The sequence below is a fragment of the Lentisalinibacter salinarum genome (assembly GCF_040706555.1).
Taxonomy (GTDB): Bacteria; Pseudomonadota; Gammaproteobacteria; order Steroidobacterales; family Woeseiaceae; genus Lentisalinibacter; species Lentisalinibacter salinarum.
In genome coordinates this window covers 67,188-85,600 of the sequence record NZ_JAPDRH010000003.1, presented here as the reverse complement: position 1 = coordinate 85,600, position 18,413 = coordinate 67,188, and the positions used below count along the sequence as shown (strand labels likewise).

The following is an 18,413-nucleotide window of genomic DNA, read 5'->3' as shown; positions in this document are numbered from 1 at the left end:
GCGGGCGGGAGCCCGGCCGGGTTCAGGCGCTCACGCGCTCCGTCAGGAGGCGCTCCAGGTCCGCCACCTCCTCATCGAGGAGGAAGGCTCGCTGGTCCCGCCAGCCGGTCATCATCGTCAGCGCGGACTGGTGCACGAGCAGCGTGTCACGATCCTCCGCTGCCGAGACTTCCCAACCGGGCACGACGATCACCGAGCGGACGGTGAGTGCGCGGCCGAGCCCGGCCTCGAGCTCCCGGGTGAGCCGCCTCACCGCGCCCCGCCAGTCCTTGAGCTCATGCCGTTCGCCGCCTTCGGCCCCGAACACGACGCTGCCCGCCTGCAGGCTCGCCGTGCGGTCGCCGGTCGGCGGCCTGTCGATCACGTGCACGGCATACAGGCCGTTCGTGCCGAGCACGATGTGATCGATACGATCGTCGCCGACGGGTACGCAGTGGAACAGATAGTTTCCCCGCGCCGCCACGTACTCGAGCCGCTGTGCCGTGGCGATATGGGCATCCAGCGAACGTGCCGCCCGGCGCCTGGTCTGCAGGATACCGAGGAGCACGCGCACCTCGTAGGCGGCGACCGCCGCCAGGAACAGCGACACCAGCCACCAGGCCCAGGGGTGCAGGTCGGTCCACCAGCGTTCCGTGCCGGCGAAGAACAGCGCCACGAAGACGCTCAGCAGGACGAATGCCGCGGCCAGGTGTGTGGCAGCCTGGACGTCGGTATCCCGGAGCTGGCGGCGGAAATCGTCACCCGGCTCGGTGCGTATGCGTTCGCCCAGGTGCGAGGGCCGGCGCAGCAGCCCGCCCGCAACGAGCCAGCACTTGCTCGTAAGCAGGAACGCGGCGGCGAAAGCCGCGCCCGCGATAAGAGAGCTGACGATATGCGGATCCGGGTACAGCGTCGTGCTCCTGGGACGGAAAACACCAAGTGTAGGGCGTCCGGCCGGCCGGCCGTCGTGAACCGGGTCACATCCCGGCGGCATCACGGCTCCCCTCATTCGGGCTTGCGGAATTTCAGTACGAGGCGGTCCGTGCGGCCGCGTATCTGCGGGTCGTACATGGGCGAGAGGCGCGTGTCCTCCGGGTTGCGGAGGACATCGCTGCGCTCTACCAGCTCGAATCCGGCGGCCTCGATCTCGCGCACCAGTCTCGCCTCGTCGATGCGGTGCAGCCGGCCGACCTCCGCGATCGTGATGTCCGGGCTGCCCGCGTGGTCGACCACGCCGAGGATGCCGCCCGGGCGCAGTGCCTCGCGGATGCGTCGCAGCATCGCGGGCCCGTCGATGCGCGGCCAGGAGCCGTCGTCGGGCCGGAAATAGATGTCGTGATAGGCCAGGATCAGCAGCGCCACGTCGACGCTGCCCGCTTCCGGCTCCATGTCGGTGACCGGGCCGTCGAGGCGCTCGACGTTGGCCAGCCGCCCGCCGGCGTAGCGTGCGGCAATCTCCTCGGCCGCATAATCCAGATAGGCCTGGTTGTTGTGGGCGATGACCCGCCCGGAGGGCCCGACGATGCGCGCCGCGATCTCGGTGTAATAACCGCCGCCGGAGAAGACGTCCAGCACGGTCATGCCGGGCTCGATGCCGAAGAAGGCGAGCACCTCCCCGGGCTTGCGCGCGGCGTCGCGCTCCCGGTCCGCAGCGGGACGCGCTTCGGCCGCCAGCGCCAGCGACACCGGATCGCTTGCCGCAGCGGCAGTATCGCCCCCGTCATCGCCCCCGCAGCCCGCGACGAGCAGGAGGGCCGTGAGGAGCGCGGCGGTACGCCGAGGGTTCATGGGCTCATTCCTGCGCTGACGCCAGCACGCCGCCCTGACGGCCGAGCAGGACACCCGGGTTGAGGATGCCACGGGGATCGGCTGCCCGCTTCGCGCCGGCCAGCATCTCCGCGTAGAGGTCCGGCCGTTCCCGATCGTAGCCGGAAGGGCGATGGTCCCGGCCGACGCCGTGGTGATGGGTGACGGTGCCGCCGCCCTCCACGACCAGCGCGTTGGCCGCCAGTTTGATCTCGCGCCAGTGAGCCAGCATGCGTTCCGGCGTGCTGGCCGCGTAGAGCGTGTAGTAGGGAGCAGGCCCGTCCGGATAGACGTGGGTGAAGCGGCAGGTGATCTCGCCGTCGCGGCCGGTGGTGCGCCGGATGGCTTCGCGGATACCCGCCGTGATGCGCGCATGCAAGTCCGGGAACGCCGACCAGGTGCACGCGGTCTCGAAGGTATCGACGATCACCCCGTGGGGCACGAGCACCTCGCGGTAGAAGGGCATGCGCAGGAATGCCTGCCGCCAGGCTGCAGCGGCGGCATCGCGCCCCCCCTTCCGCTCTTGCTCATTCTTGCCGCCTCCCCCTCCGGCGCGGCTCTCCCCGCCCGCCTCCGCGCAGATCTCCAGCGCCCGGACCAGGTTCGCGTCCTGGGGATGGTCGGCGCTCTCGAAACCCAGCACGAGCAGCGCCGAACGGCCGTCGCCCACGCCATTCATCAGCGCCTCGCCGGGGTCCAGCAGGCGGCAGTTGGCCGGGTTCAGCCCGCTCCGCGCTACCTGCCGCACCGCCTCGGCGCCCGCGGCGAAACCGTCGAAGCGCACCGTGGCGGAGGCCCGGTGACGGGGCACCGACTGCAGCCGCATCCAGGCCGCCGTGACGATGCCCAGAATGCCCTCGGACCCGCAGATCAGGCGCTCCGGCTGCGGTCCGGCGCCGCTGCCCGGCAGGCGCCGGGTGGTCATCCGGCCCCGCGGCGTCACCATTTCCACGCTCTGCACGAACTCGTCGATGTGCGTGTACAGGGTGGCGAAATGGCCGCCCGAACGGGTGACGATCATCCCGCCCAGGGTCGCCAGCTCGAAACTCTGCGGGAAATGCCTGAGCGTGAGACCTTCCGGCTTCAGCGCGGCCTCGAACTCCGGGCCCCGCGCGCCGGCCTCGATCAGCGCACAGCGGTCCTGCTGGTCGATGGCCCGCACCCGGTTCATGCGCGACAGATCCAGGCTGACCACGCCCGGGTAACCGTCGCCCACGTCGGGCTCCACGCCGCCGCAGACGGACGTGCCGCCGCCGAAGGGGACCACCGCCACCCCTTGGGCGTCGGCCCAGTCCAGGAGCCGCTCCACGTCTGCGGCGTCCTGCGGGTATGCGACGAGGTCCGGCGCATGGGACACCTGCCTCAGGAAGGCCCGGGCGATGTCGGCGTAGCTCTGCCCCATCGCGTGGGCCAGCCGGTCGGCATCGTCCGTGGTAACCAGCCTGGCGAGGTGGTCCGGGGCCTTAAGCCGGGGCACGGGCAGCTCGAAGTCGGACGCCTGCGGCACCGGCAGGGGTTCCGGCAGTCCGCCGAAGCGCGCGCCCGTCATCCGGCGGACGGTCTCCGCTTCCGCTGCCGTGGGTCCCTGCCCCTCGAAGCCCCAGCCCCAGAATTTTCGCCTTGCGCTCACCGGGGTACCCTCACGGCAGACTCCATTAAGCTTGAAAGCGTCTCAGGAATAAGCTGCATCTAGCGGAGAAATATCAAGTTGTGGGCTGTTCTGAGGCGGCAGCCTCGCCAAACCCGCGCATCATTACCAGGCTCGCTAGCGACAAGGCCACGTAGCCACCGAGCGCGGGCCAAACCGCGGGATCGGCGAACCAGGCAGGCTCGGCCTGCGCGAGCCAGAGGGCACCGAGAGGGACGGCTACGAGCAGGCGCACGAGTTCCAGTCGCAGTGCGCTTGCTCGTCCCTCGTTGATCACGGCGAGGTTGTAGACCAGGAACCAGAACAGCAGGCAGAGCACGAGCGTGGTCGAGAGCGCAGCCGTCGTGAACACCGCGCCGATGGCGGAGGATGCCAGCACCGCCAGCACGAACTGGCCCAGCAGATACGGCCTCGCGCCGGCGGACAGCACAGGATCGAACTTCTCGAACCGTGCCGGCGCCACGTTGCCCCTCGGCTCGTCCCGCACGTCCGGCGGACGCCAGCCCGTGCGCCGGAACCACAGCCCGAGCTTGTCGCGCCATCGGCGTGTACGCACGGCGTCCTGCCACAGGTAGTGGTAGACGTGCAGGTTGGCGTAAAAGGGATTCCAGCTCCTGAGCGGTTTGCGCACGCCGAAGACGACGGGTTCCTCGTCCAGTTCCTCCTGGAACGTACCGAACAGGCGGTCCCACAGGATCAGGATGCCACCGTAGTTCTTGTCGATATAGCGCTCGTTCTGCGCGTGGTGGACACGGTGATTCGAAGGCGTCACGAATACCCGGTCCACCCAGCCGAGCTTGCCCACGTGGCGGGTGTGGACCCAGAACTGGTAGATCAGGTCGATGGCGTTCACGGTGATGAAGACCTCGATCGGGATCCCCACCAGGAACATCGGCAGGTAGAAGACCCAGCTGAGCAGGAATCCGGAGCTGGTCTGGCGCAGCGCCGTCGAGAGGTTGTACTCCTCGCTCTGGTGATGCACCGCGTGCGCGGCCCACATGACGCTGATCTCGTGGCCGAAGCGGTGGACCCAGTAGTAACAGAAGTCCCAGAACAGGAGCGCGCCCGCCCACATCGCAAGTCCCGCCGTGCTGAAATCGAACAGGGCCATGTCCAGGGTCGCGATCGCGAAATAATCCAGCACGAACGCATAGATGGCGATATTGACCACCCGCGTGAACAGCCCGATGGTGGTGCTCAGCATGCCGGCACTGAGGCTGCCGATGGCATCGTTCAGGCGGTAGTAGCCGGTGCCGCGCCAGCGATCGATCGCCACTTCCGCGAGCAGCGCGAGGATGAAGAACGGGACGGCCAGCGCGATCAGGTCCATGGGGCACATGATAAACCGCCTCCGGTGCGTGACCAACGTCTGGACGTGGGACTACGGCGCCCGGTAATGTCCCGCCACCGTCTCCGGGAGACCCCGCCGATGTACACCGAAAAGGAACTCGAGGCCCTCGCCCGCGCCGCGGCCGAGCTCGCCGCCGGGCTGCCGGCCGACCCGCAGCGGGAGGATCCGGCGGCCGATCCGGCCCTCGTGCAGGTGCTGCTGGACACGGCGCGCCGCCTGCACGACAACTTCCCCTACCATCATCCGCTCTACGCGGGCCAGATGCTGAAGCCACCCCATCCGGTGGCCCGCCTCGCCTACGCCCTCGCGATGACCGTCAACCCGAACAATCACGCGCTCGACGGAGGACGGGCGAGCTCGGCGATGGAGAAGGAGGCGGTCGCGCAGCTGGCGGCGATGTTCGGCTGGAATACCCATCTGGGCCACCTCACCGGCGGCGGCACGGTGGCCAACATGGAGGCGTTGTGGATCGCCCGTGAGATGCATCCGGACCGTGGCGTCGCCGCCTCGGCCATGGCCCATTACACCCACCGGCGACTGTCGGGCGTGCTGCGGATGCCTTTCAGCGAGGTGGCGGCCGACTCCCACGGGCGTATGGATCCGGACGCCCTCGAGGCGGCCGTCTGCGGCGGCGGCATCGGCACCGTGGTGGCGACGCTGGGCACGACCGGAACCGGCAGCACCGATCCGCTGCCCGAGATCCTGGAGATCGCCGGCCGGCACGGCCTGCGCGTGCACGTGGACGCGGCCTATGGGGGCTATTTCCGCCTGCTCGAGTCCCTGTCCCCCGAGGCCGGGCGCGCTTTCGCCGCCGTGGATCGGGCCGATTCCATCGTCATCGACCCGCACAAGCACGGCCTCCAGCCCTATGGCTGCGGCTGCATCCTGTTCCGCGACCCGGCGGCCGCCGTCCACTACCGCCACGACTCTGCCTATACCTATTTCACCTCCGACGACCTGCACCTCGGCGAGATCAGCCTGGAGTGCTCTCGTGCCGGCGCCGCGGCCGTTGCCCTCTGGGCCACCCAGCGCCTGCTGCCGCCGGTGCCGGGCGGGGATTTCGCCGCCGGGCTGGCGCGCTGCCGGCAGGCCGCCGTGGCCCTGCACCGGGCCCTCGCCGACGACCCGGCATTCCTGACGCTGATGCCGCCGGACCTGGACATCGTCGTCTGGGCGCCCTCGGCCGGGACTGCCGGCGCCGTCAGCCGGGCATCGCGGCGCTGTTTCGAACAAGCAGCCGGAAAGGGCCTGCACCTGGCACTGATGGAACTGCCGTCGGGGCTGGCCGCCCGCTGGTGGCCCGGCATGGAGTTTGACCAAGAATCGGTGACGGTGTTGCGCTCGGCGCTGATGAAGCCCGAACATGACCGCGCGCTGCCGGTCATCCTCGAGGAGCTGCGCGCGGCGGCAGGCTGACGTCGCGTCAGCCTGCGCGCAGGAGCAACCGCATCAGCGCCAGCCCGGCGAAGAAGCTCATGAAGGCGCCGGCGAAGGTCAGGGCGAAGTAGCCGGCGGCGGTTAGCAGGTAACCGCCCCGCACGTACTGGACCAGTTCCAGCGTCAGGGTGGAGAGCGTCGTGAAGCCGCCGCAGAAGCCGGTCGCCAGCAGCAGCCGCGCGTTGCCGCTCAGGAGTTCGGTACGGGCCGCCATCTCCGCCAGCATGCCGATGAGCAGGCAGCCGAGCAGGTTCGCGCCGAGGGTGCCGAAAGGGAACACGATCGCCTGCCGCTGGAAGGCCACCGTGAGGCCGAAGCGCGCCAGCGCCCCGGTCGCGCCGCCCAGGGCCACCATGATCAGGGCCGAGAGACTGGTCATGCCGCGGGCGGTAAGCCGCCTAATCTTCCTCGCCCGCGTCGGCGTCGGAATCCCGGCCCTCTTCGCCGTCCTGTTCGGGGGTGCGGATCTTCACGTCGGAAGGAGCTTCGAATCCGAGCCTGATCTCGTTACGTCTCACCCTGATCACGGTCACCTTCACGTCGTCGCCGATGCGGATGGATTCACCGGCCTTTCGCGCAAGAATGAGCATGATTGCCTCTGCATCGAGCCCGGGCTCCGTCCGGAGCCTCTCGCGGGCTCCCCTGCAGTATAGGGCATGAGCGGGGCGGCCGGCATCCCGCACGCTCGCCCCGGCGTTCAGCTCAACGCGCGGCGCGATCTTCAGCCGACCGCGAGTCGGCGCTTCGTCTCGGCGTACTCGTCGGCGAGCCGCTCCACCAGGTCCGCCACCGGTATCACCTCGTGGATGCTGCCCACTCCCTGCCCCGCGCTCCAGATGTCCTTCCAGGCCTTCTTGTGGGTATTGCCGCCGCTGCCGAAGTCCATGGCGTTCTTGTCCGCCTCCGGCAGGTTGTCCGGATCCATGCCGGCACGGGCCACGCTGGGCTTCAGGTAACTGCCGTGCACGCCGCTGAACAGCGACGTGTAGACGATGTCGGACGCCGCGCTGTCCACCAGCATCTGCTTGTAGTCGGGCATCGCATTGGCCTCGTCGGTGGCGATGAAGCGGGTGCCGATGTAGGCCAGGTCGGCGCCGATGGCCCGCGCGGCGAGCACGTCGCCGCCGTTCGACATGCAACCGGACAGGATCACGGTGCCGTCGAAGAACTCGCGGATCTCCTTGACCAGGGCGAACGGGCTCAGGGTACCCGCGTGTCCGCCGGCGCCGGCGCAGACGGCGATGATGCCGTCCACGCCCTGCTCCGCCGCCTTGCGCGCGTGGCGCAGGTTGATGACGTCGTGGAACACCAGTCCGCCGTAGCCATGCACGGCGTCCACCACCTCGCTCGGCGGGCGCAGGCTCGTGATGATGATGGGCACCCGGTACTTCACGCAGGTCTCCATATCCGCCTGCAGACGGTCGTTGCTCGCGTGCACGATCTGGTTGACGGCGAAGGGAGCCACCGGCTTGTCCGGGTTGGCCTTGCGGTACGCGTCGAGTTCGTCGGTGATGCGATCCAGCCATTCGTCCAGCATGGACTGGGGCCGCGCGTTCAGTGCCGGGAAGGCACCGACGATGCCGGCCTTGCACTGGGCGAGCACCAGGTCCGGCGTCGAAACGATGAACATCGGCGCGCCGATGACGGGGAGGCGCAGGTTCCCCTGCAGCAGTTCGGGCAGAGCCATGGATTCTTCCTTCGCAGTGACGGGTGGCAGGGGCCGGCGGCTGCCGGACGATGCCGCAGCGCATGGTAGGCAGTGCCGCGCGGCGCCGCAAGCCGCGCCATGGCCCGTTAACAGGCTCTAGTCGGTCTCGACCCGGTACACCAGGTCCACCGCGTGCTGCTCGCCCGATCGGGACTCGAGCCGCAGCCGGTCGCTCAGGTCGTAGCGGACCAGCAGCGTGCCGATGGAGTCGAAGATGCCCCAGGCGTATTCCAGGTAGAGGTCCTCGCTGAGTCGCTTGCCGGCGAGCACCCGTCCGTCGTCGGCACCGCCCTCCACTGCCAGCATATCCAGACCCACCTCCTGACTGATCTGAGAGGCGACGGCGCCGGCCCGCGACAGCCCCAGCGACAGCGCCGCCCGGTTGAGGACATCGCCCTCGGCCGAGGTCGTGCCCGCCAGCGGCCGGCCCGTCAGCAGATAGGACAGGGCCTCGGCTTCCGGCAGCGGCGGCTCGGAGAACACCGTGGAACTGGGCGAGCGCACGGTGCCGCCTATGCGCACGCCGGCCAGCACCTCGCCGGTGTCGCGCACGGCGCGGATATCCAGCGTGGGGTTGGTGAGCGGGCCCGAGAACGCCAGCTCGCCGCGCTCCACGGTGAGTTCCTGACCGTAGGCCTTGTAACGGGCGTCGACGAGGCTCAGGCGGCCGAAACCCAGCCAGGGCCGCTCGCTGCCACCCGTCAGCCGCAGCGAACCGGTCAGATCCGTCTCCAGCCCGAAACCGCGCAGATGCACGGACTCCCCGAGGACCACCTCCACCTCGACGAACAGTGCCGGGCCGAGTCGCGCCTCGCCGGCTTCGGTGCGACCGTGTACCACCGTATCCGGGCTGGTGCGCACCGCGTCGCCGCCGAGTTCGCGCAGCGTGATGTCCGCCTCCGGCACCTCGATGGTGCCGCGGACCTCGAGGCGGCTCTCGTCCAGCAGGATTTCGAGATCCGGGCTCGCGCTGGCCTGCATGTCCGGCAGCCGGACGATCAGGAAGTCCTGCCCTTCCACCGTGAAGCGGCTGACCCAGCCGGCGTCCGCGGCGCGACGGGTCGTGCCGCGGATGCGCACCGTGCCGTCGCCGGAGCGCGCGCTGCCCTCGTAGTCGACGACGCCCGGCTCTTCCTGCCGGGCCACCACCTCCAGCTCGGTGATCTCGATGCCCGCGTCGGGGAACAGGAAACCGGCCTCGCGCAGCCGGAGCGCGCCGCCGAGCCGGGGCTCGCGGCGGCTGCCCGCTATCTCGACCCGGCCCATGACGTGGCCCCGGACCTGGGCCAGTTCCGGCACCAGCAGCGGCACCATGGAGAGATCGCGGAAGTCCAGCCGCAGGAGTCCCTCCACCGGGGCCGCCGGATCGAACAGGTCCGCCGTCTGCAGCCATGCCTCTCCGTCGCCCTGCTCGCCCAGGTCCATATTCGCCTCGATGCGGGCCTCGTTGCGCTCCACCGAGGCTCTGGCCGTGAAGGAACGGATTTCTAGTTGCGTCTGCCGGTCCTCGTCCAGCATCACCTCGACCCGGGCGTCCTCGACGGTCATCTCGGCGCCGCCGTCCAGCGCGCCCGCCTGCCAGGTCAGATCGGCCTGGCCTGCGGCTTCCCCTTCGAACCGCGAGCCCGCAGGGAATAGCGGTGCGAGCAGCGCGACGGGCACCCGGCGGGCGTCCGCGTTCACGCGGGTGATCTCCGCATCCCGGCTCGCCTCGGCGCACAACGTGCCGCGGCCCTCGCCGGTCAGACAGGCGCGGCCCAGCGTGATGGCCGGTGGCGCCATGGCGAGGCTGACGGGCTCGTCCAGCCGCCAGTCGCCGAATCGCGGCTGGCTGATGCGCAGGTCGCGCAGCTGCCCGGACCATCCCCCGTCGGCCAGGCCGCCGGTGGCCTGCAATTCCGCCTTCCCGGATGCCGCTTCGATTTCAAGCGAGAGGTCGTGGGAATCCGGCGCGCCCTCCGCCCGGATGTCGACCGAGGCAAGGCTCACGTCGCCGGTCTCGACCTGCGCGGCCACCAGCCGCAGGCGAGACCCCGCCGCCGCAGGACTCACCTGCAGGCTGGCCGGCCCGATCGCGAGGCCGTCCCAACGCAGACCGTCGGACTCGAGCGTTCCCTCGACTACCGGCTCGGCCAACGAACCGGACAACGCCACGTCTCCGCGCAGATCGCCTTGCAGGGCCGGCCAGATCGTCTCCAACCGAGGTGCCTGCACGGTGACGGCCAGATCCGGCTCCGGTGTCAGGCGTCCGTCCAGAGTGAGCCGGTTCTCGCCGATGGCGAATTCCACGCCCCGGGCGGCGGCCTTGCCGCCCTCGCCGAACTCCATTTCGCCGCGCCCCGCCAGGGGCTCGTCTCCATAACGGCCGCTCAGCTCCTCGACGCGCAGCATCCCCGTCGGCATCGATTCCGCCGGCCATCGGCCGCTGCTGCGGCCGATGGCCGAAAGGGTGCCCTCCAGGGGCGCTCCCCATGGGCCGGTCTCCAGTTCCCGCAGGCGAAAGGCAACGTCCCACTGCCGGGAAGGCAGCAGGCCCAGGCGACCGTCGGCCTCCAGGCGCCCCGCTTCGCTGTCGAGCCGCAGGCGCTCGACCTCGAGCGTCTCGAGGCTGCCCCGGCCCGTAGCCCTCGCGTTCACGGCGGGAGCCCCTTCCGTCGTCAGCCGTGCCTGCGCCTCCGCCGTGTAGGCGTCCAGCCAGCCTTCGAGTGTTAGCCGGCCGTCCGCCACCGAGAGGACCCGGCCGCCGTCCACGGGCAGTTGCAGCGTGGCCACCTCGTTCCGGAGTTGCGCATAGAAACCGGCCTCGCGGAGTTCCACCGTGCCTTCCGTGCGCACCTCTTCGGGCTCGCTCAGCCGATGCGTCACCGTCCACGCCTCGGCGTCGCCCTCGATGCGGCCCGACCCGGCCAGAGCCGGCCCGGCGCTGCCGCCGCCATAGCGCCAGTCCGCGTCGAGCCGGAGCCGGTATGGCGGGACGAACCGGGCCCCGCCGCGCGCCTCCAGACCCAGCCAGTCACTGTCCAGCATCAGCCGATCCGCCTCCAGGCGGCTGCCCCGCATTCCGGCCGCGAGTTCGATCACCCGGGCCGAGCGGGACCAGCCCGGGCCGCTCACGCGCACGTCTTCCAGCCGGCCGTCCTCGATGGCGAGCGGCACCGGCATGCGGAACCGGAAGCGCCCGTCCGGCTCCTGCGGGTCCTCCGCCTCGCCCTCTGCGATAGTCACCGACACGCCGAGTGCGCGCAGCCGCTCGAGCCGGATGTCCCGCCGGATCAGGGGCCAGGGATCGAGTTTCAGCTCCAGTTCCCGGACCTCGACGGTCACCCCGTCGCCGCGCCACGCCCCTCCCCGGAGCACGACGCCGCCGGCCAGAGTCCCGTCCACTTCACCCAGCTCCAGAGCCGACGGCAGATAGGGCTCCGCCGCCTCCAGTGCCAGGCGCAGGCCAGCGGGCGTCGCCACCACCAGCGCCGTCAGGACGACGGCGGCCGCGATCAGTGCGATCAGCAGGTAAAGGATGCCGCGGAACACACGCATCAGAGGTCCGGTCCCAGGGTGATGTGCAGGCGCACGCTGCGGCCCGGGTCGTCGAAGGGGTGGGCGAGATACACCCGCAGCGGCCCGACCGGCGAGCGCCATCGCAGCCCGATGCCGGCGCCGACGCTGGGCGACCATTCGAGCTGGTCGAACGCGTTGCCGGCATCCACGAACACCGCACCTGCGAAGTTGCCGAACAGGTCGTGGGCGTACTCCAGGCGCACGGTGGCCAGGCGGGTGCCGCCTACGACGTTGCCTTCCTCGTCCGTGGGTCCCAGGGTCTGGTAACCGTAGCCCCGGACGCTGGAATCGCCGCCGGCGAAGAATCGGAACTCGGGCGGCAGCTCGTCCAGTTCGCTTTTCATGGTGAGCCCGAGCTCGGTGCCGGCGATCAGCTTGCCCTTCGGCCCCAGCGGATGGACGAAGCGGAAGTAGCCGGAGAACTGCAGAAAGCTGGTGCTGGAACCGATGGCCCGGTGAGTACCCCTCGCTTCCACCCCGACGCTGTAGCCGCGGCGCGGATTGACGTCCCAGTCGAACCGGGCCCGGCTGAACGCGAGCGACGGCAGCACCAGCACGCTGTCGTCGCTGTCCGTGCTCACCTGATAATCCCAGTAGCCGAGTTCGAGGCCCTCGGTGCGCAGCCAGTCGCCGCCGAGCTTGGTCACGCGCTTTACCCCGAAAGTCGCGCTGTCGGTCTCCGAGGTGTCCGTGTCTTCGTTGCGCAGCCCGGCGTTGTAGCTCAGCCACTCGACCGTCGGATCGCCGACGGGCAACCGGTAGCTTGCCGTGAGGTAGGACTCCACGTCCGAAGCCAGCAACTCTGCACGCAGGCGGTGACCCCGGTCGTTCACGCGCATGTTCTCGTAGCCGCCTCGCAGCCGCAGGCCGCCGTCCGTGGAAGCGCCCACGCCCACGTTGTACTCGATGCGGGTCGCCGGCGTGAGGCGCACCGTCACCGGGATGCGGTGGTCGGGCGAGACGCTGAGGTCGGGCTCGATACGCACGCTGCGGAAATAGCCGCTGGTGAGCATGGCCTGATAGGCATCGCTGACCAGGGCCGCGTCGTAGGGCACGCCCTCCTGGAGATCCAGGAACCCGCGCACGAGCCCTGGCTCGAGGAAGTCCTGCTCGACGGTGATCTCGCCCACCCGGTAACGTGGCCCCGAAGCGAAATGCAGGGTGACGTCGGCTGCCTGCTGCTCCGGCCACACGTCGATCCGGGCCGCGGTGAACTCCGCCTCGACGTAACCCCGTTCGGCGGCGGCGATCCGCAGGCGATCCTTGTACGCCGCGTACTCACCGTGATGCAGCGGCTCCCCTTCCCGGGGACGCCCCTCCCGCGCTTCGGCCAGGAACGCCGGATCCTCCTCGGCCGCCCCGCCGATGCGGACATCCACTTCGCGGTAACGGGTGCGCGGCCCGGCGTCGACGACCACCGTCGCCAGCCAGCAATCTTCGCGCTCCAGGTCCAGCGTCTTCTCGAACGTTGGACCGTAATAGCCCAACGCTCTCAGCGCGTCGGTAATCTCCTGGTCCAGGTTGCGGAACCCCCGTCGCACCCGCCACGCAGGCGCATCACAGGGCTCGTCCGAGAGTCCGGCGAAGGACCGGGCGTTGGCGAGCAATTCGCCCTCGATTCCCTCGATGAGCAGCTCGGCCCGGGCGGCGGGCGCCACGGCGGCTGCCACGACCAGAATGCCGCCCAGGAACGCGCCCGCAATCCTGCCCGACCGACGCCGCGAACCGGCCGGCCCGTTGCTCCCCCCTGACGCCGACGCACAGCGGTCCGTCAGAACGCCTCCCCTTTACGTGGCATCGAGCGGGCAATCGAGAGCGTTTTCCGACCGGCTTGCATCTTTCTCCCCGGGCTTGAACGAGTGCGCAGAATCCTATCACGGCGACGGCCCGGCACCGCCGCCCGCAGACCGGCACCAGACTGTCAGCTGGCGGCGCGGGCTGCGTTGACGGCCGTCAATCGGCCACGGTGTCGGAGTCCGGGTCGGGTGCGGCGGCGCCGCCGTGGCGGCCCGCGCCGGCGGCGAAACTCCGTGCTCCCGCCGCGCTCTCGCCGCTGTCCAGGGTGGCGCGACCGAGAGCGTATTCCAGCGCCATCGCCCCCTCTTCGTCGAGGCTCCATTGCCGCAGTGCGCTCAGGCGGTCGTTCCTGAGACAGGTCTGCGGCAACGCGCCGATCTCCCGGGCGAGCGCCATCGCCTCGGTGACGGCCTGCCCGGGCGCCACGAGCCGATTGGCGAGGCCGAACTCCGCCGCCTCCTCCCCGCCGATGCCGCGTCCGGTGAGGATCATGTCGAGCGCCCGGCTCTGGCCGATCAGGCGCGGCAGGCGCACGGTACCGCCGTCGATGAGAGGCACGCCGAAACGGCGGCAGAAGACGCCGAAGACGGCGTCCCGGCTGGCCACGCGCAGGTCGCACCAGAGCGCGAGTTCCAGCCCGCCGGCGACCGCATGACCCTCCACCGCGGCAATGACCGGTTTCGTGAGCTGCAGACGCGTCGGTCCCATGGGACCCGGACCGTCCGCAGCCACACGGTTGCCGTTGCCCGCCGCGAAGGCCTTCAGATCGGCGCCGGCGCAGAAGGTGCCGGCGGCCCCGGTCAGCACCGCTACGCGCGCCTCCGCGTCTCGTTCGAACGCCTCGAAGGCGGCCAGTAATGCGGCTGCCGTATCGCGATCGACGGCATTGCGATGGTCGGGGCGATTCAGGGTCACCAGCGTGACGTATCCCTCTCGCTCCAACAGCACGGTCGGGTTTTCTGTCATGACGGCCAAACCTCCATGCCGAGTCGAATTCCCGTGATCACCAGGAACACTCCGAACAGACGGCTGAGCCAGCGCCGGCTCAGCCGGTGTGCCACGGCCGCCCCCAGGGGCGCCATCAGGATGGTCGCCGGGATAATGAGCGCCACCGCCAGCAGATTCACGTAGCCCAGGCTGAACGGCGGCCGGCCCGGCTCGTCCCACCCCGCCAGCACATAGCCCACGCTGGCCGGCAGGCTGATCACGAATCCGAGCAGAGCCGCAGTACCCACGGCGCGGTGGATAGGCTGGTTGAACAGACTGAGGGCGGTGACGCCGAAGGTGCCTCCGCCGATTCCCATCAGTGTGGACAAGGCACCGATCGAGAATGGCAGGGAGAGCGCGGTCGTGCCGCGGGGCACGCCGTCCCGCAGCACCACGTCGTCCAGCGGCAGCCACATCTTCACGCCGAAGATGACGGCCATGACGGCGAAGATGGCGGTGAGCGTGTCGCTGTGCAGGCGATCGGCAATGAGCACGCCGGCGCAGGCGCCCAGGAAAACGGCCGGAGCCCAGCGGCGCGCCAGGTCCACATCGACCGATCCCCGCCGCCAGTGGGCCCGGCTCGAGGACAGCGACGTGGGGATTATGGTGGCCAGCGAGGTCGCCACCGCGACGTGCATCGTCACCGCGCCGGCGGTGTCCGTGGCCGCGAGCGCGACCAGCAGCGCGGGAACGATGATGATTCCGCCGCCGATGCCGAGCAGCCCGGCCAGGAAACCGGCGACGATGCCGGCGGCGAGCACTGGCAATGCGAGTGTCAGAAGCTCGGGGCCCATTGCGGCCATCGTGTCCATCGGCTCCACGGGACTCCGTCGGGCTGTGCGCGGGAGTCACGGAGGATGCCCGAGGCCGGGCGTTATTGAAAGCGCGGTGCGCGCCGGCGCGCCGCCCTCAGCTGCGCCCGGACTCCCCCAGCAGCGCGCGTCTGAGGTCGGCCGCCCGCGCCTCCGGGTGCAGCCAGATGGACAGGAAGGCGGGCCCGAAGGCGGGCTCCGCCACCTCGCCGCTCTTCTCGCCGTTGTGATAGAAGACCGTGCGCTCGTCCGGCAGCACGAGGCACGACAGAGTATCGCCCGCCCGGACGTCCGGCAGCAGCTGGCGTAACCAGCCGAACCAGCGCGGCGGCGCGTCCACGCCGAGGCGATCCCATTCCTCCCGGGCGATATCGATCAGCTTTGACGCGCTCACCTCCCGGTGATAGTAGATCTCGAATCGGGCCCGCTCGGTGTCCGTCCAGTCACTGAAGCGGCCGGACTCGGTCGCGAAAGAGGCATGGTAGACGCGCAGTCCGAACCAGCTGTACTCGCCCTGGCCGACCTCCTCGAGGCCGTCCGCGGCCGGCCCGTCCGAGGCGTCCGCCGCGGCGGATGCCGCACCGGGGGCCAATGCCATCGCCGTCGCCATTGCCATTGCCGCCACCATCGTCACGGCGGTCGTACGCCCGACCTGCAGGCCCTTCAGCAGGTGCCGGAGCCCTCTCCCCGACAACGGGATTTGCGTCGTTGCATCCATAGTGGCGGTCTCCTCGAAACCATGCGGTACCATGCCGCTTCTGCACGGAGATTCGACAGGGCGGCGCCGGCGGATGCAACCAGCCCGCCGGACGGGCGCAAACACAGGCAGAGGAGAGAGCATTGACGGCTGCGCAGAAGCAGGCCCGCGCCGTACTGGTCGGCATGGGCATCTTCCACCTCGGCTGCCTGGGAGCGTTCTGGACCGGCGTGAGCCCGGCCGCGCTGACGGTGGCACTGATCCTCTACCTCGTGCGCGGTTTCGGCGTCACGGCCGGCTATCACCGGCTGCTGGCACACCGGTCGTTCCGTGCCGGCCGGTGCGTACAGTTCCTGCTGACGCTCGCCGGCAGCCTGGCCACCCAGGGCGGCCCGCTCTGGTGGGTGGCCCACCACCGCAGCCACCACCGCTACACCGAGACGGACCGGGACATCCACTCGCCCCGGACCCAGGGATTCTGGCGCTCGCACATGGGCTGGATGCTGTCTGCCGAGAGCTTTCGCGAGAACGGTGCCAATGCCAGGGATCTCTACCGCGTCCCCGAGCTGAAATTCCTGCAACAGCACTATGTCTGGATCGTGCTCGGCCAGGGTGCCGCGATCTTCGGCCTGGGCGAAGGGCTGGCCGCGCTCGGCGTGAATACCTCCGGGCTGCAAATGCTGGTCTGGGCCTGGTTCATCGCCACCGTTGCCCTGTGGCACGCCACGTTCATGGTGAATTCCGTCTGCCACCTCTGGGGCAGCCGCCCGTTCGACGCGGCCGACACCAGCACCAACAACTGGCTGGTGGCGGTGCTGGCGCTGGGCGAGGGCTGGCACAACAACCACCACAAGTTCGCCTACTCGGCGCGGCACGGACTCGAATGGTGGCAGTTCGACCTGACCTGGGTCCTGTTGCGCGGGATGGAGAAGCTCGGCCTGGTGTCGGAACTCAGGCTGCCGCGGCGGCGGATGCTGGAACGCGCCCGCGCCGCGGGCTGAACAATCGGCCGAGAGATCGGCCGAGAAACCGGCCGACCATAGCCGGACTACAGGCGGACGAGGACGACAGGCCGGGCGGACTACGCCTAGCGGCCGACGACCTGGTCGATCACGAGCCGTGCCGTCTCCCCGCTGTCCATGCGGTAGGTGGTCGCGCCGATCAGGTCACCCTCGCTCTCGCTGATCGAGCCGCCTTTCGCGACCCGCGCCACCAGCTCGAGCTCCTCCTCGGTCGAGAGCTGCCGCCCCGCCATCATCGCGTTGGCGTCGCTGAGGGTAATGGACAGCGGCAGATCGCCGGCACGGCGGCGGACGGCCGCAATCGGCGGGCCGCCGACACCCGGCGTGCGCGCGAAGATGAACAGCACCGCGTCGGCCGGCGCCTGGGAGGCGAGTTCCGGGCTCAGCGTCACCTGCAGCGGTACCGTGCCGGGCTCCACGTCGGGCGCAGGGACCGGTGCCTCCGGCTCCGGCTCGGGTTCAGTAGCGGCCACCGGAGCCGCTTCCTGCGACGGCATCTCTGCCGTCGCCGCCATCGGCGTCCCGGCATCGCCCTCTCCGGCACCCGCGGCGGCACGCAACTCGCGGATATTGTTCTCGAGTATCTGTCGCACGTCGTCCGGCGGCGAGGTGTCGAGTATCTGCTCCCAGCGGTCCGCCGCGAGCAGCCGCTCGCCCCGGTTCGCCGCCGCCAGACCCGCATACCACAGCGCGCGCGCGTTGTTCGGCGCGAGCTGCAGCGCGTTCTCGAACAGCTGACCCGCCCGTCCCCTGATGGCCGTGCTGTCGGCGAACAGGATGGACTCGCCGAGGTCCAGCATCACGACCGGATCGTCGTCGGCCAGCTCGTAGGCCCGCTCGAAGGCCCGTGCCGCCTCCCGATAACGTTCCTGCGCGCGGTAGCTGCGGCCGAGGAATTTCCAGCCTTCGACGTCGTCCGGGTTTTCCTCCAGGCTGGCCGCCAGCTCCGCGATGGCATCCTGCGCGTCGCTCGCATGCGGATTGTCGTCCGTCGCCGCGGAGCTGAGGACGCTGTCGAAATCGTAGTCGCTGAGGTAGACGTAGGTGCCCACGGAGACGCCCAGGAAGGCCACGGCGACGAGAGCCGCGAAGCCGCCGGAGCTGCCATCAGTGCCCTTGCGCAGTACCAGGTAGAGGGGAGCCACTGCAGCCAGCGCCATGAGGCCGGCTATCGCCCAGAAGATCGTCGTTGTCATAGATTCACCGGGCCGGGGAGCCGGCCGCTCTTGCTAGCTTTCATCGTCGATGGGGAGACTGGTACGCCGCTGGATCACCCGGAACAGCACGATACCGGCAACGAGCAGCAGCAGGACGGGAGCGCCCCACAGCAACGCCGTGCGTTGGTCGAGCGGCGGCCGGTACAGCACGAACTCGCCGTAGCGATCGGTGAGAAAGACCAAGATCTCGTCGTTCGACTTGCCCTCGGAGATCATCTCGCGGATCTCCCGGCGGAGATCTTCGGCGAGCATCGCGTTCGAGTCCTTGATGGACTGATTCTGGCAGGTGGCGCAGCGGACCTCGTCAATGAGTTCCTCGTAACGGGCCTGCGTGGCCGGGTCCTCGAATGCCGGGCCCTGGTCGATGGCCAAGGCGTGCCCCGTCAGTGCCATG

General features: G+C 69.8%; 16 protein-coding genes. 2 read left to right on the top strand and 14 right to left on the bottom strand.

What is annotated here, in order from left to right; genetic code table 11:
- Positions 1–22: 22 nt before the first annotated feature.
- The 4 genes from ACJMKZ_RS10860 to ACJMKZ_RS10845 form a co-directional block, all read right to left on the bottom strand.
- Positions 23–973: a hypothetical protein gene (locus tag ACJMKZ_RS10860; RefSeq protein WP_405233248.1), complete on the bottom strand. Its 951-nt coding sequence runs from the start codon at positions 971–973 to the stop codon at positions 23–25.
- A gap of 11 nt (positions 974–984) precedes the next feature.
- Positions 985–1,767, bottom strand: coding sequence for a class I SAM-dependent methyltransferase (locus tag ACJMKZ_RS10855; protein WP_405233247.1), 783 nt, complete (start codon positions 1,765–1,767; stop codon positions 985–987).
- A 4-nt stretch (positions 1,768–1,771) separates the two neighbouring features.
- The gene (locus ACJMKZ_RS10850; RefSeq protein WP_405233246.1) at positions 1,772–3,415 is read right to left on the bottom strand and encodes an FAD-binding oxidoreductase; all 1,644 of its coding nucleotides are present in this window, start codon (positions 3,413–3,415) and stop codon (positions 1,772–1,774) included.
- A 73-nt stretch (positions 3,416–3,488) separates the two neighbouring features.
- Positions 3,489–4,763: a sterol desaturase family protein gene (locus tag ACJMKZ_RS10845; RefSeq protein WP_405234146.1), complete on the bottom strand. Its 1,275-nt coding sequence runs from the start codon at positions 4,761–4,763 to the stop codon at positions 3,489–3,491.
- Positions 4,764–4,862: 99 nt separating this feature from the next.
- Here ACJMKZ_RS10845 and ACJMKZ_RS10840 point away from each other — a divergent pair, with 99 nt between their 5' ends.
- Positions 4,863–6,200 carry a pyridoxal phosphate-dependent decarboxylase family protein gene (locus ACJMKZ_RS10840; RefSeq protein ID WP_405233245.1) on the top strand — a complete coding sequence of 446 codons (1,338 nt, stop codon included), beginning with the start codon at positions 4,863–4,865 and terminating at the stop codon, positions 6,198–6,200.
- Positions 6,201–6,207: 7 nt separating this feature from the next.
- Here the strand turns inward: ACJMKZ_RS10840 and ACJMKZ_RS10835 are convergent, their stop codons facing one another.
- From ACJMKZ_RS10835 to ACJMKZ_RS10800, 8 genes are all read right to left on the bottom strand, one after another.
- Positions 6,208–6,600, bottom strand: a complete 393-nt coding sequence (locus tag ACJMKZ_RS10835; RefSeq protein WP_405233244.1) for a CrcB family protein — start codon at positions 6,598–6,600, stop codon at positions 6,208–6,210.
- A gap of 19 nt (positions 6,601–6,619) precedes the next feature.
- Complete coding sequence (locus ACJMKZ_RS10830) at positions 6,620–6,811, bottom strand: carbon storage regulator (RefSeq protein ID WP_405233243.1); 192 nt, start codon at positions 6,809–6,811, stop codon at positions 6,620–6,622.
- 131 nt (positions 6,812–6,942) lie between these two features.
- Complete coding sequence (locus ACJMKZ_RS10825; protein WP_405233242.1) at positions 6,943–7,908, bottom strand: NAD(P)H-dependent flavin oxidoreductase; 966 nt, start codon at positions 7,906–7,908, stop codon at positions 6,943–6,945.
- 117 nt (positions 7,909–8,025) lie between these two features.
- On the bottom strand, positions 8,026–11,466 hold the full coding sequence (locus ACJMKZ_RS10820; protein ID WP_405233241.1) for a translocation/assembly module TamB domain-containing protein: 3,441 nt from the start codon (positions 11,464–11,466) through the stop codon (positions 8,026–8,028).
- Positions 11,466–13,157, bottom strand: coding sequence for an autotransporter assembly complex protein TamA (locus ACJMKZ_RS10815; RefSeq protein WP_405233240.1), 1,692 nt, complete (start codon positions 13,155–13,157; stop codon positions 11,466–11,468). The genes ACJMKZ_RS10820 and ACJMKZ_RS10815 overlap by 1 nt, the downstream gene beginning before the upstream one ends.
- A 283-nt stretch (positions 13,158–13,440) precedes the next feature.
- Positions 13,441–14,250 (bottom strand): crotonase/enoyl-CoA hydratase family protein, encoded by an 810-nt coding sequence (locus ACJMKZ_RS10810; protein ID WP_405233239.1) that lies wholly within the window; start codon positions 14,248–14,250, stop codon positions 13,441–13,443.
- On the bottom strand, positions 14,247–15,083 hold the full coding sequence (locus ACJMKZ_RS10805; protein WP_405234145.1) for a sulfite exporter TauE/SafE family protein: 837 nt from the start codon (positions 15,081–15,083) through the stop codon (positions 14,247–14,249). The genes ACJMKZ_RS10810 and ACJMKZ_RS10805 overlap by 4 nt, the downstream gene beginning before the upstream one ends.
- A 97-nt stretch (positions 15,084–15,180) precedes the next feature.
- Positions 15,181–15,801 (bottom strand): chalcone isomerase family protein, encoded by a 621-nt coding sequence (locus tag ACJMKZ_RS10800; RefSeq protein WP_405233238.1) that lies wholly within the window; start codon positions 15,799–15,801, stop codon positions 15,181–15,183.
- 122 nt (positions 15,802–15,923) lie between these two features.
- Here ACJMKZ_RS10800 and ACJMKZ_RS10795 point away from each other — a divergent pair, with 122 nt between their 5' ends.
- Positions 15,924–16,781, top strand: a complete 858-nt coding sequence (locus tag ACJMKZ_RS10795) for an acyl-CoA desaturase (RefSeq protein ID WP_405233237.1) — start codon at positions 15,924–15,926, stop codon at positions 16,779–16,781.
- Positions 16,782–16,867: 86 nt separating this feature from the next.
- Here the strand turns inward: ACJMKZ_RS10795 and ACJMKZ_RS10790 are convergent, their stop codons facing one another.
- Complete coding sequence (locus ACJMKZ_RS10790; protein WP_405233236.1) at positions 16,868–17,998, bottom strand: tetratricopeptide repeat protein; 1,131 nt, start codon at positions 17,996–17,998, stop codon at positions 16,868–16,870.
- Positions 17,999–18,031: 33 nt separating this feature from the next.
- A complete protein-coding gene (locus ACJMKZ_RS10785; protein WP_405233235.1) occupies positions 18,032–18,412 on the bottom strand; it encodes a cytochrome c-type biogenesis protein in 381 nt (126 codons plus the stop codon).
- Position 18,413: the final 1 nt, after the last annotated feature.

Bases quoted from the DNA above. Each gene is read 5' to 3' on its own strand.
- ACJMKZ_RS10845 (WP_405234146.1), bottom strand. From the start codon at position 4,763: ATGGACCTGATCGCGCTGGCCGTCCCGTTCTTCATCCTCGCGCTGCTC.
- ACJMKZ_RS10855 (WP_405233247.1), bottom strand. From the start codon at position 1,767: ATGAACCCTCGGCGTACCGCCGCGCTCCTCACGGCCCTCCTGCTCGTC.
- ACJMKZ_RS10810 (WP_405233239.1), bottom strand. From the start codon at position 14,250: ATGACAGAAAACCCGACCGTGCTGTTGGAGCGAGAGGGATACGTCACG.
- ACJMKZ_RS10825 (WP_405233242.1), bottom strand. From the start codon at position 7,908: ATGGCTCTGCCCGAACTGCTGCAGGGGAACCTGCGCCTCCCCGTCATC.
- ACJMKZ_RS10785 (WP_405233235.1), bottom strand. From the start codon at position 18,412: ATGGCACTGACGGGGCACGCCTTGGCCATCGACCAGGGCCCGGCATTC.
- ACJMKZ_RS10790 (WP_405233236.1), bottom strand. From the start codon at position 17,998: ATGACAACGACGATCTTCTGGGCGATAGCCGGCCTCATGGCGCTGGCT.
- ACJMKZ_RS10835 (WP_405233244.1), bottom strand. From the start codon at position 6,600: ATGACCAGTCTCTCGGCCCTGATCATGGTGGCCCTGGGCGGCGCGACC.
- ACJMKZ_RS10830 (WP_405233243.1), bottom strand. From the start codon at position 6,811: ATGCTCATTCTTGCGCGAAAGGCCGGTGAATCCATCCGCATCGGCGAC.
- ACJMKZ_RS10800 (WP_405233238.1), bottom strand. From the start codon at position 15,801: ATGGATGCAACGACGCAAATCCCGTTGTCGGGGAGAGGGCTCCGGCAC.
- ACJMKZ_RS10805 (WP_405234145.1), bottom strand. From the start codon at position 15,083: ATGGACACGATGGCCGCAATGGGCCCCGAGCTTCTGACACTCGCATTG.
- ACJMKZ_RS10860 (WP_405233248.1), bottom strand. From the start codon at position 973: ATGCCGCCGGGATGTGACCCGGTTCACGACGGCCGGCCGGCCGGACGC.
- ACJMKZ_RS10820 (WP_405233241.1), bottom strand. From the start codon at position 11,466: ATGCGTGTGTTCCGCGGCATCCTTTACCTGCTGATCGCACTGATCGCG.
- ACJMKZ_RS10840 (WP_405233245.1), top strand. From the start codon at position 4,863: ATGTACACCGAAAAGGAACTCGAGGCCCTCGCCCGCGCCGCGGCCGAG.